This window comes from Ruegeria profundi, assembly GCF_020171505.1.
GTDB lineage: Bacteria > Pseudomonadota > Alphaproteobacteria > Rhodobacterales > Rhodobacteraceae > Ruegeria > Ruegeria profundi.
In genome coordinates this window covers 232,338-247,505 of the sequence record NZ_JAIUZS010000004.1, presented here as the reverse complement: position 1 = coordinate 247,505, position 15,168 = coordinate 232,338, and the positions used below count along the sequence as shown (strand labels likewise).

Sequence of the window (15,168 nt, the reverse complement as noted above, 5' to 3'; positions counted from 1 at the left end):
AATACCAAGAATGGAATTCCTTCTACTGACAGAAACGGGCAGCGCAGTTCTGGCGCTTTTGGTGGTCGCTGGCATGTTCGCGCTGTTCCTGCGCGAGGTGTACCCAACCGAGGTTGTCGCCATCGGTGGTGTTGCGTTCATGCTGGTTATGGGGATTTTGCCCTATCAGAGTGCTCTGGCGGTGCTGTCTAACCCAGCCCCGTGGACCATTGCGGCGATGTTCATCATCATGGGTGCGCTCGTCCGCACCGGTGCGCTGGACGCGTTTACATCGGTCGCGCAGAAACAGGCGCAGGTGAACCCGCGGATTGCCATCGGATTGTTGATGGCGTTCGTCGTGTTGGCCTCTGCCGTGGTGTCGAACACTCCGGTCGTGGTTGTAATGATCCCGGTATTTGTGCAGATCGCGCGTACGCTGAACGTGGCGGCCTCGAAACTGCTGATCCCGCTGAGTTATGCAGCGATTCTAGGGGGTACTCTGACCCTGATCGGAACCTCGACCAATCTTTTGGTGGATGGCGTGGCCCGGTCGCAAGGGATGCAGCCCTTCACGATATTCGAGGTCACTCCGCTGGGCATCGCGCTGGTGATCTACGGTATGATCTATTTGCGGTTCATCGCGCCGCGCCTGCTGCCGGAACGTGATAGCATGGCCTCGCTTCTGTCGGATCGGTCCAGAATGAAATTCTTTACCGAAGCCGTCATTCCCCCCGAAAGCAACCTGATCGGGCGCGAGGTGACAGGCGTTCAACTGTTCAAACGCCCGGGTGTCCGGCTGATCGACGTGATCCGGGGCGACGAGTCGCTGCGCCGCAACCTGAAGGGTGTGGAGTTGAAGTTGGGCGACAGGGTGGTTCTGCGTACCGAAATGACCGAACTCCTGGGCCTTCAGCGCAATAAAGAACTAAAACGTGTCGATCAGGTTTCCGCGGTCGAGACCAAGACCGTTGAGGTCCTGATTACGCCGGGCTGTCGCATGGTCGGGCGGACGTTGGGTGCGATGCGCTTGCGGCGTCGCTATGGTGTTTATGTGCTGGCTGTGCACCGTCGAAACCAGAATATTGGGCGACAGCTCGATCAACTGGTTGTGCGGGTTGGTGATACCCTGCTGCTGGAAGGCGCTCCGGCGGATATTCAGAAACTGGCCGCCGATATGGAAATGGTTGATGTGACCCAACCGTCGGCGCGCGCGTTCCGGCGCTCGCATGCGCCGATTGCGATTGGTTCACTTATTGGCATCGTGGCGCTCGCCGCATTGGGCGTGGCGCCGATCCTGCTGCTGTCGGTTCTGGCAGTGGCGGTTGTGCTGCTGACCCGCTGTATTGACGCGGATGAGGCGTTTTCGTTTATCGAAGGCCGCCTGCTGGCGCTGATCTTTTCAATGCTGGCGATTGGCGCGGCGCTGGATAAATCAGGCGCGGTGTCGCTGATTGTCGAAACGATTGCGCCAAGCCTTAGTCAGCTGCCGCCTTTCCTGATTGTCTGGGCCGTTTACCTGCTAACCTCGGTGCTGACAGAGCTTGTTTCAAACAACGCTGTGGCCGTGGTGGTCACGCCAATTGCCATCGGCTTGGCGCAGGCGGTAGGGATCGACCCGCGCCCGTTGGTGGTTGCAGTGATGGTGGCGGCTTCGGCCTCGTTTGCGACACCGATTGGGTATCAGACGAACATGATGGTTTATGGCCCGGGTGGCTATCGGTTTTTAGATTTCATGAAAGTTGGAATTCCACTGAACCTGACAGTTGGGTTTTTGGCATCGCTATTGATTCCGCTGCTCTGGCCGCTGTGACGTCAGCGCGGAACCGCTGGTTTTTCGGTACAGTCCTTGTAAAATCACATGCAAATACAATGTTTCATCAAGTGATTATGAAGGAAGGAGCATCCCCATGCTCGGAACCGGTAAGGCAGCATTGGCAGTCGCCCCATTTTTGGTTGCGCTAAGCGCTGCCGCAACTGCGGGCACAATCGAAGGGACAGCGACTTATCGCGAACGGATCGCTGTGCCACCCGATGCCACGCTGTATGTCGAACTTCAGGACGTGTCGCGGGCGGATGCGCCCGCAGTGTCGCTTGCCACCAAACGCTACGCGATGAGTGGCGTTCCTGCGCAGTTCGAGTTGGCTTTCGACGATAACCTGATCAAGGACGGTCGCCGTTATGTTGTGCGCGCCTCAATCAACCAGGGCGGCAAGCTGCTGTTTACCACGGATACGGCATATCCGGTGCTGACGGACGGTGCCGGAAACTCTACCGATCTGGTTTTGGTGCAGGTGCAAGGGGCAGCCATGCTTGAGAACACGCAATGGACCGCCGTCGCCCTGAGTGGCACGAAGATCGAGACAGAGCGCCGCCCCGAGATTGCCTTTGCCGAGGGCGGGGCTTTTTCCGGCAGCGGCGGGTGCAACCGGTTCAACGGACAGGCTGAAATCTCGGGCTCGAATATCTCGTTCCCGGACAATATGGCGGCGACGCTTATGGCCTGTCCTCCGGCCCTTGAAAAGGTCGAGCGCCAGTTCTTTGCATTGCTGCAAGAGGTTACCACCTACGCAATGGAAGGGGATGCGATGGCCTTTCTGGACGCTGCGGGCGAACCGATTGTTACCTTCACCCGCACCCAATAACGCTTGGAGGTTACGCGACGGCCCTTGATCGTCCGGCATTGCGACCAGAAAAGATGCAGCCGCCCAGAAACGAACCTTCCAGCGCGTTGTAACCGTGATAACCGCCACCGCCAAACCCGGCGACCTCTCCGGCTGCGAACAGACCTGGGACCACCTGACCGTCTGCGCCAATCATCTGGCTGTCCAGGTTTGTCTGCAGCCCACCAAGTGTCTTACGGGTAAGCACATGCAGTTTCACAGCAATCAGCGGGCCATTGGCCGGGTCGAGGAATTTATGCGGTTTGGCAGTGCGGATCAGCTTGTCGCCCCGGTAGTTGCGCGCGGCCAATATCGCTGCGATTTGAGCGTCCTTGGTGAACGGATTGTCGACCTGCGAATCCCGCGCTTCGATCTGAGCCCTCAGATGTGCCTCGTCAATCAAGCCTCCGCCCAACTGGTTCATGCCGCTGACCAGTTCGGTCAGGGTGTTGGCGACGATGAAATCTTCGCCATGCTCTTTGAACGCCTCGACCGGTGCCGTTGCCTTTGACCCGGTCAGGACGCGCTGAAACAGCACCTCTTTCCACCCTCCGTCTGTCATGTCGGGGTTCTGTTCCGAACCAGAAAGCGCGAATTCCTTTTTGATGACTTTCTGTGTCAGGACGAACCAGCTGTATTCATATCCGGTTTTCAGGATTTCTTTCAGCGTGCCAAGGGTATCGAATCCGGGCAAACAGGGCGGTTTAAGCCGGTTTCCGCGCGCGTCGAACCACATAGAGCTTGGGCCGGGCAGGATGCGGATGCCATGTGATGGCCAGATCGGGTTCCAATTGCGTACGCCTTCGGTGTAATGCCACATCCTGTCGCCGTTGATGACGTGACCGCCGGCTTTTTCGCTGATGCCGATCATACGCCCATCGACGTGAAAGGGGACGCCTGCGACCATGTCTTTTGGTGGCTCACCCAGTCGGTTGCGGGGCCAGTTCTTGCGCACCATCTCAAAGTTGCCACCGATCCCGCCAGAGGTGACGATCACAGACGGAGCATAAACTTCGAACTCACCGACCTCATCACGGTTGGTCTTGGCACCGTGAGGGGCGGTGTCATCGGCCAGAACCTCGCCCGAGACCCCCTTGGCGCTGCCGTTCTGCATTATGATGTAGCTGACCTGATGCCGAAACTTCAACTCGATCAAGCCGTTGCTGACATGCGCGCGCACGCGGCGGATAAAGTGCTCAAGCACGCCCGGTCCAGTGCCCCAAGTGATGTGGAACCGCGGCACCGAGTTGCCATGACCATCCGCGTAAGATCCGCCACGTTCGGCCCAGCCAACGATGGGAAACCAGCGCAACCCCATTTCATGCAGCCACGGGCGCATCTCTCCGGCTGCGAACTCAACATAGGCTTCAGCCCATCTGCGCGGCCAGGCGTCTTCGTCGCGGTCGAACTGCGCGCTGCCCATCCAGTCGCGTAAGGCTAATTCGTGGCTGTCCCTGATGCCCATTCGGCGTTGTTCCGGGGTATCGACCATGAACAGACCGCCGAGGCTCCAGAATGCTTGCCCGCCCAGAAAATGCTCGGGTTCTTGATCCAGCACGATGACTTTCTTGCCGCGATCCCCCAACTCGGCCGCAGCTACGAGGCCCGCCAAACCGGCACCCACCACAATGGCATCGGCAGTGTTAGTGGTCATGACTTGTCCTTTCAGCGGCCACGCAGCCAGGCGATGTACGGCAGGGCCACGACATACATCATGATCCCGTAAACGGCAGAGGGAAGGGCCAATGGGCTGAACCCGCTTTCCGTCCCTGTGATCAGCGCGGCCAGTGTTATCCCGAGTGTCGAGTTCTGAATGCCGGTTTCGATTGAGATTGTTTTACTCTCGTTCCACGACAGTTTCGCGGCACGCGCGATCCCCAGCCCGATTGCCAGCAATGCGATGTTAAGTGAGACCAGTCCAGCGCCCATAGCCCCGAGGTTGTCGATGAACAGTTGCCAGTTCCCAGCCAGCGCGGCGAGGACAATCAGGACAAACAAGGCGGTTGCCAGTTTGGACAGCAGGGCATCGACCCGTTCCGCAAACCCGGTTGCGAAGTGGCGCAGGCTGACACCGATTGCGACGGGCAGAGTTGTGATCAGGAACAACGCGATGGCCAGGCCAGTGATCGAAACTTCGGGTGCGGCCTCTCTCATGAAATGAGCGATTGACCATGCTGCGAGAAAGGGAACAGTGATCATGGACAGCAAGCTGATGACAGCGGTCAGACTGACCGACAGTGCAACATCGCCCTTGGCCAGTTTTGACAGGATGTTGCTGGTCACTCCGCCCGGGCAAAAGCTCAGCAGCATGAATCCCACCGCAATTTCGGGCGGCAAGGCGAAGGCAGTAACTGTGATAAACGCCGCCATCGGCAACAAGATAACCTGACAAAGCGCGCCGATGGCAAAGGGATATCCCCGGCTCAGGACACGTTTGAAATCAGCAACATGCAACCCGACGCCCAAAGACAACATGATAATGGCCAGCGAAAGTGGCAGGCCGACATTTATGAGCAGATCCAAGAACAACTCCTCCCAAAGCCGTTCGGATCAGCCTAAGCGAGTGATTGCGGCGCAGGCAACAGCGCCGTTAGGTCACATATAGCGCTGGGCGAAACGGCGCAGGATTTCACCGGGTTTTGTAACCTTGGCAGCGTGGCAAATATCAATCAGGCGCTGCGCGTCTTCGGGGGGGAAATACCCATAATTCTTATAGATTTTGATGCGTTGTTCGAAATCACGCGCGTCGGCTTCGGGGTGGAACTGCGTGGCATAGACATTCTGACCCCAGCGGATCATCTGAAACGGGCAGGGGTCCGAGGACAGCAGATGCACGCAGCCATCGGGAAGCGTCTGCACCGCCTCTTTGTGGCCTACAAACGCATCGAAACTCTCGCCCAGCCCGGCGGTCAGAGGGTCGCGCGCGCCCTCATCTGTCAGGTGGCAGGTTGAAGGGCCGACGGGTTCGCCGAACTGGTCCTTACTGACGTGCCCGCCCAGATGCGCGGCCAGAATGCCCAAACCATAGCAGCACCCCATGAACGGGTGATCGTTTGCGGTGATTTGGGGCATCAGATCCATGATTGATGCCTCAACCCGCGCGTCGCTTGCGGATTTCGTTGCGGGATCATCGCTGACACAGCCGGGACCGCCGCCGACGATAACGCCTGCGTAATCCGTCACGTCCAACCCTTCGGGCAGAGTTTCGCAGTCCAGCCGGATACGGTGGGTCTGGTCCGGCGCAAGGCCGGTCTTGTCCAGGATCGAGGCGTATTCGGCATCCGACGCCTCGGTCTCGGGGCGCAGTTGCAGGATCAGAAATCGTTTCATGCGCTGCACTTACCCGTCAAAGCGGCCAGAAGACAAGGATGGCGGGGATGGAAACTGCGACGATGAGGATTTCGAGCGGCAGACCCATGCGCCAGTAATCCCCGAACCGATAGCCGCCGGGTCCCAGCACCAACGTATTGTTCTTGTGACCTATCGGCGTGAGGAATGCGGCCGAGGCCGCTACGGCAACGGTCATCAGGAACGGATCGGGCGACACGTCAAGCGTGCGCGCCATCTGGATGCCAACCGGCGCGGCAACAATGGCCGTCGCGGTGTTGTTCAGAACATCTGACAAGGTCATCGTGACGACCATCAGCACGGTCAGAATGGCCCAGGCGGGCAAGCCGTCGGTCAATTGCACCAGCGCATTAGCGATCAGTTCGGTACCGCCGGACGTTTCCAACGCGCTGCCCAAAGGGATCATCGAGCCCAACAACACAACCACTGGCCATTCGATATGGTTGTAGAGGTCCGCAATCGGCATGACCTTGGTCAGCACATAGGCCACGACAACAAGCCCCAATGCAATCGGCAAATAGATCAGCCCAAGACTGGCCGCCAATACGGCTGCGGCGAACAGGCCGATGGCCAGCCATGCCTTGTCATTGGCCGTGACGTTCAACCCGCGCGCGGCCAACGGCAGGCACCCAAGCCATTCCGTCACATCTGCGCTGCGGTCACGCGGGCAGAGCAGAAGCAGGATGTCGCCGGCCTCGACCTCGGTTTTGCGAACCTGTTCGGTGATGCGGCGGCCCTGGCGGGAAATGCCCATCAGAACAGTACTTTGCCGCCAAGCCAGGCCAAGACCCTGTGCGGTGCGGCCAGTGATGCGGGCGCTTTCGGTGGCGACAACTTCGATCACTTCTAGCCCATCGCCCTCGGCGGTCAGTAATTCCTGCCGCCGTGTGTCCGAAAAATCGAGACTCAGCGCAGCGCGAAACTCATCCAGCGCTTCGGGCCGTGCTTCAAGCACCAGTGCGTCGCCCTCTTGCAGCGTGGCATGCGCCGAGCGGCCATAGCGCCGCTTGCCGTCGCGGATTAGGCCGATGATCGCAACGTCGGATTTTTCGGCTGCTGCGTAAAGTTCGCTGACCCGTTTGCCAATATGAGCCGACTCGGGCGGAATGGTCAGTTCAGCGATGTATTCGGCCAGCGCCTCGGTGCTTTCGGTTTGCGGGCCACGGTCCGGGATAAGCCGCCATCCGATCAACGAGACAAAGGCCAAGCCTGCGATGGCCGCCACCCCGCCCACCGGGGCGAAATCGAACATCTCGAACGGTTCGCCCAATGTCTCTTGCCGGATTGAGGCGATGATGATGTTGGGTGGCGTCCCGATCAGTGTTGCCATGCCGCCCAGAATGGTTGCAAAGCTCAGCGGCATCAGCGTCAGCCCCACCGACCGGCCTGCCTTGCGTGCGGTTTGAATATCGACCGGCATGAGCAAGGCCAGCGCGGCCACATTGTTCATGAAGGCCGACAGAATCGCGCTGATCCCACCCATCAAGGCGATATGCGCCCCTAACCCCCGCGAGGCGTCAACCAAGGTGCGCGTAATCAGGAACACAGCGCCCGAGCGGACAAGGCCAGCCGATACAACCAGAACAAGCGCCACAATAATTGTTGCGGGATGCCCGAACCCGGCAAAAGCCCTGTCCACTGGAACAACCCCAAGAATAACCCCAAGCAGCAGGGCGGAAAACGCCACAAGATCATAGCGAAACCGCCCCCATAGCAGCATTCCGAACACGGTGGTGAAAAGGGCAAAAAGAATAATCTGATCTGTCGTCATGCCGCCACCATACCCTCAAGCCGGGCTTGGGCAAGCCGCTCTCTTGATCCCATGCCCGGCAAACGTCTATATGAGCGCCGAATACGCAATCACTATCACGAGGACGCAACATGGCAGGCCATTCCAAATGGGCCAATATCCAGCACCGCAAGGGACGTCAGGACGCCGCGCGGTCCAAGCTGTTTTCCAAACTGTCGAAAGAGATCACCGTCGCCGCCAAAATGGGCGACCCCGATCCTGACAAGAACCCGCGCCTGCGTCTGGCCGTGAAAGAGGCCAAGTCGAACTCGGTCCCCAAGGACGTGATCGACCGCGCCATCAAGAAATCGGTTGCGGGCGAGGGCGACGATTACGAAGAAATCCGGTATGAGGGCTATGGCCCGAACGGCGTGGCCGTGATTGTCGAGGCGATGACGGACAACCGCAACCGGACCGCTTCGACCGTGCGGTCGACCTTTTCCAAGAACGGCGGCAATCTGGGTGAGACGGGCTCGGTCGGGTTCATGTTCGAACGCAAGGGCGAAGTTGTCTATCCCGCTGCCGCAGGTGATGCGGATGCGATCTTTGAAGCGGCTATTGAAGCCGGTGCCGAAGATGTCGAAAGTTCGGACGATGGCCACATCATTTGGTGTGCAGATACCGATCTGAACGACGTATCCAACGCGCTGGAAGCCGCGCTGGGCGAATCCGAGTCCACCAAACTGGTCTGGAAACCCACCACCACGACAGAGTTGGGTCTTGAAGACATGCAAAAGCTGATGAAGCTGGTCGATGCGCTGGAAGACGACGATGACGTACAGCGCGTTACCACCAATTTCGATGCCTCGGACGAGGTTATGGCGCAGCTTTGATCTGCGCCATCACCACCTTCTGATGTCGAGGAGCTTTTTCAAACTCCCATAGCGCTGACTGGTCAAAAACTGGATTGTTCGCTGCACGGAGGAAGCAGCGCTGCGCGGGCGGCCTGTCTGACCGCACTGGTTAGCGGCGCCAAGGCCGCAGATAAGACGCGGCCGACCTGCCACGTCAACGGCACATCCAACGGCGCGTTCTGTACCAGAGGCCGCAGCCTGCCATCGTCCAGCGCGCGTTGCGCCAGGCCGACAGGGTTCATGCCCCAGCCCATCCCCGCGATTGCCGCATCCACAAAACCCTGCGGCGAAGGCAGGAAGTGTGAAGGCGGAGAAACCGCTTGGCCCGTTTGTTCGGCAATCCAGGCTTTCTGAAGCCTGTCCTTGCGATTGAAGGTCAGGCAAGGCGCGCTAGCCAATGTGTGTTCGTCTACGCCTTTAGCGAACCATTTTTCTATGAATTCGGGGCTGGCTGTCGCGACATAGCGCAATGCCCCCAGAGATGTGGCATCGCAGCCCGAAACCAACTGCCCGCCCACCGTTATGGCGGCACTGACTTCGCCCCGGCGTAGCCATTCCGCTGAATGATCCTGATCGTCGACCACCAGATCGAACAACAACCCATCCACCTTAGCCATCGCATCAATGAACCATGTTGCCAGAACATCTGCGGGGACTGCCACACGAACCCTGACAGGGCCGGTGGCCTGATTCAGGGTCAGTTCGCGGGCCAGTTTGGCCTCTAGCAAGCCAATATCCTCGGCATGTTGGGCGATACGCAACCCCGCGGGGGTCCCGGTGCAGGGCGTTCCCCGGTTGATCAGCGCTGCGCCCACTCGGTCCTCCAGCGCCTTGATCCGCTGCGAAATAGCTGAGGGCGTTACCGAAAGCTCAGCTGCAGCGGCCTCAAAGCTGCCGTGGCGAAGGATCGACGACAGAGCGGACAGGTGATTGGGATCGAGCAACATTAGTCAAACTTAACTGTGGTCAGTATCTTTAATTTGATATAACGCGTCGATATCCGTAGTCAACGCCTCAGACTACAGGAGGTTTCATGTCTGCATCCTTGATCGCCGGTTTCACCTTAGGCTTCAGCCTGATCCTAGCTATTGGCGCGCAAAACGCTTTTGTGCTGCGACAGGGGCTGCGGCGCGAGCACGTGCTGCCCCTGTGCCTGACCTGCGCGGCGTCGGATGCACTCCTGATCGCAGCCGGTGTCGCAGGGTTCGGCGCCTTGGCCGAAGCGTTGCCGTGGTTTGAAACGGTCATGCGGTATGGTGGAGCGATTTTCCTGACCTGGTACGGGCTGCGCAGCCTGCAATCGGCCTGGCGAGGCGGGGCCGTGATGGACGTGTCTGAAGGCCAGCGCGCCAGTCTGCGTTCGGTCCTGCTGACCGTGCTGGCTTTCACGTGGCTAAATCCTCATGTCTATTTGGATACGGTTGTGCTGATCGGCTCAATCTCGGCCCAGTATGATGACCGCATGGCTTTTGCTGTAGGGGCGATGTTGTCCAGCTTTGTGTTTTTCTTTTCTCTTGGCTACGGGGCAGGGGTGCTGTCCCCCGTCTTTGCCCGGCCACGCGCGTGGCAGGTTCTGGATTCGATAATCGGAATCGTCATGCTGGGTATCGCGTTCAAGCTTATTGCCATGTGAAGGGTTGTCTCTGATCCGATTTCGGTGTTCAGAATTGCGCATGACAACGCTTGCCGTATCACCGCGGCCCCTCGCGGGTATGTTCTGGATGTTTGCTGCCGGGATTTCCTTTGTGGTGATGACGGCACTCGTCAAATCCTTGGGAACGACCATGAGCCCCATTCAGGCGGCTTTCATACGCTACGTCCTGGGGTTGGTGTTTCTGCTGCCTGCGCTGCGTTCTATCCTGACAACCCGCCTGTCATCGCGGCACCTATCCTTGTTCGGGTTGCGCGGACTCGTTCACGGGATTGCCGTCATGCTGTGGTTCTACGCGATGACTCAGATCCCGTTAGCCGAGGTTACGGCGATGAACTACATGACCCCGGTTTACGTGACGCTGGGGGCGGCGCTGTTTTTGGGTGAAAAGCTGGCTTTCCGCCGGATCGCCGCGATTCTGGTGGCCTTGATCGGCGTTGTCATCATCCTGCGCCCCGGATTCCGAGAGGTTTCGACCGGGCACCTTGCGATGCTGGGCACTGCGTTGTTGCTTGGCGGGTCATACCTGCTGGCCAAATTGCTGGTGCGTGATATCCCGCCTTCGGTCATTGTGGCGCATCTGTCGATTTGGGTGACGCTCGCCTTGATACCGTTTGCCGTCGCAGTGTGGGAGCCTCCAACTTTGCGCGATATCGGGGTGTTGTTTCTGGTCGCCTGCTTTGCCACCGGGGGCCACTATTTGATGACGCTGGCGCTGCAAGCAGCCCCGGTGGCCGTAACCCAGCCGGTAACGTTTTTACAGCTGATCTGGGCTACGCTCATGGGCGCGTTGGTTTTTCACGAAAGCGTCGACATATGGGTAGTTGCAGGTGGATCACTCATTCTGACGGCTGTCAGCTTTATCGCTTGGCGCGAAGCTGTTCTGAATCGCAGCAACCTGACCACGCCCAGTATTGCGCCCAAGCTGTAGTCGTCTCATCGGTAACTTTGTTGTTGATTGACGAGTCAATAAAAACACCGTAGCGTCTTTTCGGTAATTGTTGAGAAGGGGATGGCTATGCCAAAACTCGGAATGGAACCAATCCGTCGTGATGCGATCGTTCGCGCGACGATTGCCGAGCTTGGGTCAAAGAAATCCCTGGATGTGACCGTCAGCCAGATTGCCAAACGGGCCGGAATGTCCAGCGCGCTGGCGCATCATTATTTCGGCGGTAAAGATCAAATTTTTCTGGCCGCGATGCGGCGAATCCTGTCCGACTTCGGGAATGAGGCACGGGCCGAGCTTAAAGCGGCCGCACCTCATCAAAGGGCGCAAGCGATTATTCGTGCTTGCTTTGCACCGTCGTGCTTTACACCTGATGTCATCACCGCGTGGATGACATTTTATGTTCTGGCACAAACGAACGACGACGCGCTGCGCCTGTGGCAGATTTATCAGGCCCGTATGCGGTCCAATCTGGTCGACGCGCTGCGTCCGTTGATGCAGGACCCGGTCGAGGCGGCCGCAAACATGATTGCCCTGATTGACGGTTTGTATATTCGCGCGGCACTTACAGCACCGAAGGAACCGCAACTGGCCGTGAACCACGCCTTGCGTGTTCTCAATACTTTGCTTGAGGCTGAAAAATGACACAGCCGAACATTCTGATCCTGATGGTGGATCAGCTGAACGGAACCCTCTTTCCCGATGGTCCCGCAGACTGGCTTCATGCCCCGAACCTGAAGAAACTGGCGGAGCGGTCGACACGGTTTGCTAATGCGTACACGGCGTCCCCACTCTGCGCACCAGGGCGGGCCAGCTTCATGTCGGGGCAATTGCCCTCGCGCACAGGGGTGTATGACAATGCGGCCGAGTTCCGCAGCGATATCCCCACATATGCCCACCACCTGCGTCGGGCGGGATATTATACCTGCCTGTCCGGCAAGATGCATTTTGTCGGACCTGATCAGTTGCACGGGTTCGAAGATCGGCTGACCACCGATATTTACCCGGCTGATTTCGGCTGGACCCCGGATTATCGCAAACCGGGCGAGCGGATCGATTGGTGGTATCACAATATGGGCTCGGTCACTGGCGCCGGCGTGGCCGAGATTTCCAACCAGATGGAATATGATGACGAGGTCGCCTATCACGCCAAGGCCAAGCTTTATGATCTGGCCCGTGGCAAGGATGACCGCCCGTGGTGCGTGACCGTCAGCTTTACTCACCCGCATGATCCCTACGTAGCGCGCCGGAAATACTGGGACCTGTACGAAGATTGCGACCACCTGCTGCCCGAAGTGTCGGACTTGGGCTACGAAAACCAAGACCCACATTCCAAGCGGATTTTCGATGCCAATGACTGGCGCAGCTTCGACATTGCCGAGGATGACATCGGCAAGTCACGCCGCGCCTATTTTGCCAATATCTCGTACCTGGATGACAAAATCGGCGAAATCCTTGAGGCGCTTGAAAGCACACGGCAAGAGGCGATCATCCTGTTCGTCTCGGACCACGGCGATATGCTGGGCGAACGCGGATTGTGGTTCAAGATGACCTTCTTCGAGGGGTCGTCGCGCGTGCCGCTGATGATCTGTGCGCCTGACTTGCCTGCGGGACGGATCGAGGCACCGGTTTCAACGCTTGATGTGACCCCAACGCTTGCCGCGCTGGCAGGCGTTGACATGAAAGAAATTGCGCCATGGACCGATGGCGAAAATCTTGTGCCCTTGGCGCAAGGGGTCGAACGCACTGCGCCGGTTGCGATGGAATACGCGGCCGAGGCGTCAAATGCACCGCTGGTCTCGTTGCGGTATGGCAAGTGGAAGTACAACCGCTGTTCGCTGGACCCCGATCAGCTTTTCGATCTTGAAGCTGATCCGCAGGAACGGGTCAATCTGGCCACGAACCCTGCGCATGCCGGGACGTTGCAGACCCTGCGCGCGAAATCTGAGGCACGTTGGGATCTGGATCGGTTCGACGCGGACGTGCGGGCCAGCCAAGCCCGCCGATGGGTTGTGTACGAGGCGCTGCGGCAGGGCGGTTATTACCCCTGGGACTATCAGCCCCTTCAGAAAGCGTCAGAGCGCTACATGCGCAACCACATGGATTTGAACATCGTCGAGGAAAGCCAGCGCTTCCCGCGCGGCGAATAACCTTTCCGTCCGAGGAAAACACACTCCGCCGTAATTCACCTGATTTGGAGCGGCGGGTCTAGGAGTTGAAAAATGGAAGCAGATTTCGTCATTGTAGGCGCCGGATCCGCCGGTTGCGCGATGGCCTATCGTCTGAGCGAGGCAGGCGCTTCGGTTCTGGTCATCGAACATGGCGGCACGGATGCCGGACCGTTTATCCAGATGCCTGCCGCGCTCAGCTATCCAATGAACATGGCGCGCTATGACTGGGGGTATCAATCCGAACCCGAGCCGCATCTGAACAACCGCCGTCTGGCCTGTCCGCGTGGCAAGGTGATTGGTGGGTCGTCCTCGATCAATGGGATGGTCTATGTGCGCGGTCATGCGCGCGACTTTGACACGTGGGCCGAAATGGGGGCCGATGGCTGGTCCTATGCCGACGTGCTGCCTTACTACAAGCGCATGGAGACATGGCACGATGGTGGTCACGGAGGTGATGCGGAATGGCGCGGCAAAGATGGTCCGCTGCATGTTTCGCGGGGGCCGCGTCAAAACCCTCTGTTCCAGGCTTTCGTCGATGCGGGGCAGCAGGCGGGCTATGAGGTCACTGGGGATTACAACGGTGAGAAACAGGAAGGTTTTGGTCCGATGGATCAAACCGTCTGGAAAGGACGGCGCTGGTCTGCGGCAAATGCCTATCTGAAGCCTGCTTTGAAACGCGAAAACTGCGATATTGTTCGAGGTCTGGCGTCTCGGGTTGTGATTGAAAACGGGCGTGCCACAGGTGTCGAGCTGATCCGTGGCGGCAAGAAGGAAGTTATCCGTGCCCGGCGCGAGGTGGTTTTGGCGGCGTCGTCTATCAACTCACCCAAGCTTTTGATGCTGTCCGGGATCGGTCCGGCGGCGCATCTGGCCGAGATGGGAATTGACGTCGTCGCCGATCGCCCCGGCGTTGGCGGGAACCTTCAAGACCATCTGGAGTTGTATATCCAGCAGGCCTCATTGCAGCCTATCACGTTGTACAAGCACTGGAATCTGATCAGTAAGGGCCTGATCGGGGCGCAGTGGCTGTTCACGAAAACCGGCCTTGGGGCATCGAACCAATTCGAAAGCGCGGCGTTTATCCGTTCTAAACCGGGCGTCGAATATCCGGATATTCAGTATCACTTTTTGCCTATGGCCGTGCGGTACGACGGTCAAGCCGCAGCCGAAGGGCACGGATTTCAGGCGCATGTCGGGCCGATGCGGTCTCCGTCGCGGGGAACAGTCAGGCTTCGCTCGGACCGGGCTGAGGACGCGCCGGTGATCCGGTTCAATTACATGAGTCATGAAAAGGATTGGGAGGATTTTCGTAAATGCATCCGCCTGACCCGCGAAATCTTCGGACAAGAGGCGTTCAAACCTTATGCGGGCAAGGAAATCCAGCCCGGTGCGGATATGCAGACAGATGAGGAGCTGAACGGCTTTATCGCCGAACACGCCGAAAGCGCCTATCACCCGTGCGGTACCTGCCGTATGGGGCAGGTTGACGACAAAGATGCGGTGGTCGATCCCCAAAGCCGCGTGATCGGCGTGGATGGGCTGCGCGTTGCCGACAGCTCGATCTTTCCGCAGATCACCAACGGCAATTTGAACGCGCCGTCCATCATGGTGGGTGAGAAAGTTTCAGATCATCTGCTTGGGAAAGAGGCTCTGCCACGGGCCAATAATCGCCCATGGATTCATCCGAAATGGGCGACAGCGCAGCGGTGATTTGATCCGCGTCAAAGTGGGGCGTGCGACAGGCGTATAAACCGGGGTAGCAACGACATC

At 58.6% G+C, this 15,168-nt stretch carries 13 protein-coding genes; 8 read left to right on the top strand and 5 right to left on the bottom strand.

The window, feature by feature from the left end; all coding sequences use genetic code 11:
- Positions 1-10: 10 nt before the first annotated feature.
- A complete protein-coding gene (locus LCM21_RS11525; protein WP_224890739.1) occupies positions 11-1,789 on the top strand; it encodes an SLC13 family permease in 1,779 nt (592 codons plus the stop codon).
- Between the two features lie 97 nt (positions 1,790-1,886).
- Positions 1,887-2,621 (top strand): YbaY family lipoprotein, encoded by a 735-nt coding sequence (locus LCM21_RS11520; RefSeq protein WP_224890738.1) that lies wholly within the window; start codon positions 1,887-1,889, stop codon positions 2,619-2,621.
- 10 nt (positions 2,622-2,631) lie between these two features.
- On the opposite strand, the gene LCM21_RS11515 is transcribed toward LCM21_RS11520, so the two are convergent.
- From LCM21_RS11515 to LCM21_RS11500, 4 genes are all read right to left on the bottom strand, one after another.
- Complete coding sequence (locus LCM21_RS11515) at positions 2,632-4,293, bottom strand: FAD-binding dehydrogenase (protein WP_224890737.1); 1,662 nt, start codon at positions 4,291-4,293, stop codon at positions 2,632-2,634.
- Between the two features lie 11 nt (positions 4,294-4,304).
- Entirely contained in the window at positions 4,305-5,162 is an 858-nt protein-coding gene (locus tag LCM21_RS11510) for a bile acid:sodium symporter family protein (protein ID WP_224890736.1), read from the bottom strand.
- Between the two features lie 72 nt (positions 5,163-5,234).
- Positions 5,235-5,969, bottom strand: a complete 735-nt coding sequence (locus LCM21_RS11505; RefSeq protein WP_224890735.1) for a glutamine amidotransferase — start codon at positions 5,967-5,969, stop codon at positions 5,235-5,237.
- A 16-nt stretch (positions 5,970-5,985) separates the two neighbouring features.
- The gene (locus LCM21_RS11500; RefSeq protein WP_224890734.1) at positions 5,986-7,758 is read right to left on the bottom strand and encodes an SLC13 family permease; all 1,773 of its coding nucleotides are present in this window, start codon (positions 7,756-7,758) and stop codon (positions 5,986-5,988) included.
- Between the two features lie 110 nt (positions 7,759-7,868).
- On the opposite strand from LCM21_RS11500, the gene LCM21_RS11495 reads away from it, so the two are divergent.
- Positions 7,869-8,609 carry a YebC/PmpR family DNA-binding transcriptional regulator gene (locus tag LCM21_RS11495; RefSeq protein ID WP_224890733.1) on the top strand — a complete coding sequence of 247 codons (741 nt, stop codon included), beginning with the start codon at positions 7,869-7,871 and terminating at the stop codon, positions 8,607-8,609.
- A gap of 62 nt (positions 8,610-8,671) precedes the next feature.
- On the opposite strand, the gene LCM21_RS11490 is transcribed toward LCM21_RS11495, so the two are convergent.
- The gene (locus tag LCM21_RS11490; RefSeq protein ID WP_224890732.1) at positions 8,672-9,577 is read right to left on the bottom strand and encodes a LysR family transcriptional regulator ArgP; all 906 of its coding nucleotides are present in this window, start codon (positions 9,575-9,577) and stop codon (positions 8,672-8,674) included.
- 86 nt (positions 9,578-9,663) lie between these two features.
- On the opposite strand from LCM21_RS11490, the gene LCM21_RS11485 reads away from it, so the two are divergent.
- From LCM21_RS11485 to betA, 5 genes are all read left to right on the top strand, one after another.
- On the top strand, positions 9,664-10,263 hold the full coding sequence (locus tag LCM21_RS11485; protein WP_224890731.1) for a LysE/ArgO family amino acid transporter: 600 nt from the start codon (positions 9,664-9,666) through the stop codon (positions 10,261-10,263).
- A gap of 40 nt (positions 10,264-10,303) precedes the next feature.
- Positions 10,304-11,212, top strand: coding sequence for a DMT family transporter (locus LCM21_RS11480; protein WP_224890730.1), 909 nt, complete (start codon positions 10,304-10,306; stop codon positions 11,210-11,212).
- Positions 11,213-11,299: 87 nt separating this feature from the next.
- On the top strand, positions 11,300-11,872 hold the full coding sequence (gene betI, locus LCM21_RS11475) for a choline-binding transcriptional repressor BetI (protein ID WP_068336376.1): 573 nt from the start codon (positions 11,300-11,302) through the stop codon (positions 11,870-11,872).
- Positions 11,869-13,377, top strand: a complete 1,509-nt coding sequence (gene betC / locus LCM21_RS11470) for a choline-sulfatase (RefSeq protein ID WP_224890729.1) — start codon at positions 11,869-11,871, stop codon at positions 13,375-13,377. The genes betI and betC overlap by 4 nt, the downstream gene beginning before the upstream one ends.
- A gap of 72 nt (positions 13,378-13,449) precedes the next feature.
- Entirely contained in the window at positions 13,450-15,108 is a 1,659-nt protein-coding gene (betA, locus tag LCM21_RS11465) for a choline dehydrogenase (RefSeq protein ID WP_224890728.1), read from the top strand.
- The last annotated feature ends 60 nt before the right edge of the window (positions 15,109-15,168 follow it).

What these genes read in the sequence shown, in the direction of transcription:
- LCM21_RS11480 (WP_224890730.1), top strand. Translation starts at nt 10,304, where the DNA reads ATGACAACGCTTGCCGTATCACCGCGGCCCCTCGCGGGTATGTTCTGG.
- LCM21_RS11500 (WP_224890734.1), bottom strand. Translation starts at nt 7,758, where the DNA reads ATGACGACAGATCAGATTATTCTTTTTGCCCTTTTCACCACCGTGTTC.
- LCM21_RS11525 (WP_224890739.1), top strand. Translation starts at nt 11, where the DNA reads ATGGAATTCCTTCTACTGACAGAAACGGGCAGCGCAGTTCTGGCGCTT.
- LCM21_RS11520 (WP_224890738.1), top strand. Translation starts at nt 1,887, where the DNA reads ATGCTCGGAACCGGTAAGGCAGCATTGGCAGTCGCCCCATTTTTGGTT.
- betI (WP_068336376.1), top strand. Translation starts at nt 11,300, where the DNA reads ATGCCAAAACTCGGAATGGAACCAATCCGTCGTGATGCGATCGTTCGC.
- LCM21_RS11515 (WP_224890737.1), bottom strand. Translation starts at nt 4,293, where the DNA reads ATGACCACTAACACTGCCGATGCCATTGTGGTGGGTGCCGGTTTGGCG.
- LCM21_RS11495 (WP_224890733.1), top strand. Translation starts at nt 7,869, where the DNA reads ATGGCAGGCCATTCCAAATGGGCCAATATCCAGCACCGCAAGGGACGT.
- betC (WP_224890729.1), top strand. Translation starts at nt 11,869, where the DNA reads ATGACACAGCCGAACATTCTGATCCTGATGGTGGATCAGCTGAACGGA.
- LCM21_RS11485 (WP_224890731.1), top strand. Translation starts at nt 9,664, where the DNA reads ATGTCTGCATCCTTGATCGCCGGTTTCACCTTAGGCTTCAGCCTGATC.
- LCM21_RS11505 (WP_224890735.1), bottom strand. Translation starts at nt 5,969, where the DNA reads ATGAAACGATTTCTGATCCTGCAACTGCGCCCCGAGACCGAGGCGTCG.
- betA (WP_224890728.1), top strand. Translation starts at nt 13,450, where the DNA reads ATGGAAGCAGATTTCGTCATTGTAGGCGCCGGATCCGCCGGTTGCGCG.
- LCM21_RS11490 (WP_224890732.1), bottom strand. Translation starts at nt 9,577, where the DNA reads ATGTTGCTCGATCCCAATCACCTGTCCGCTCTGTCGTCGATCCTTCGC.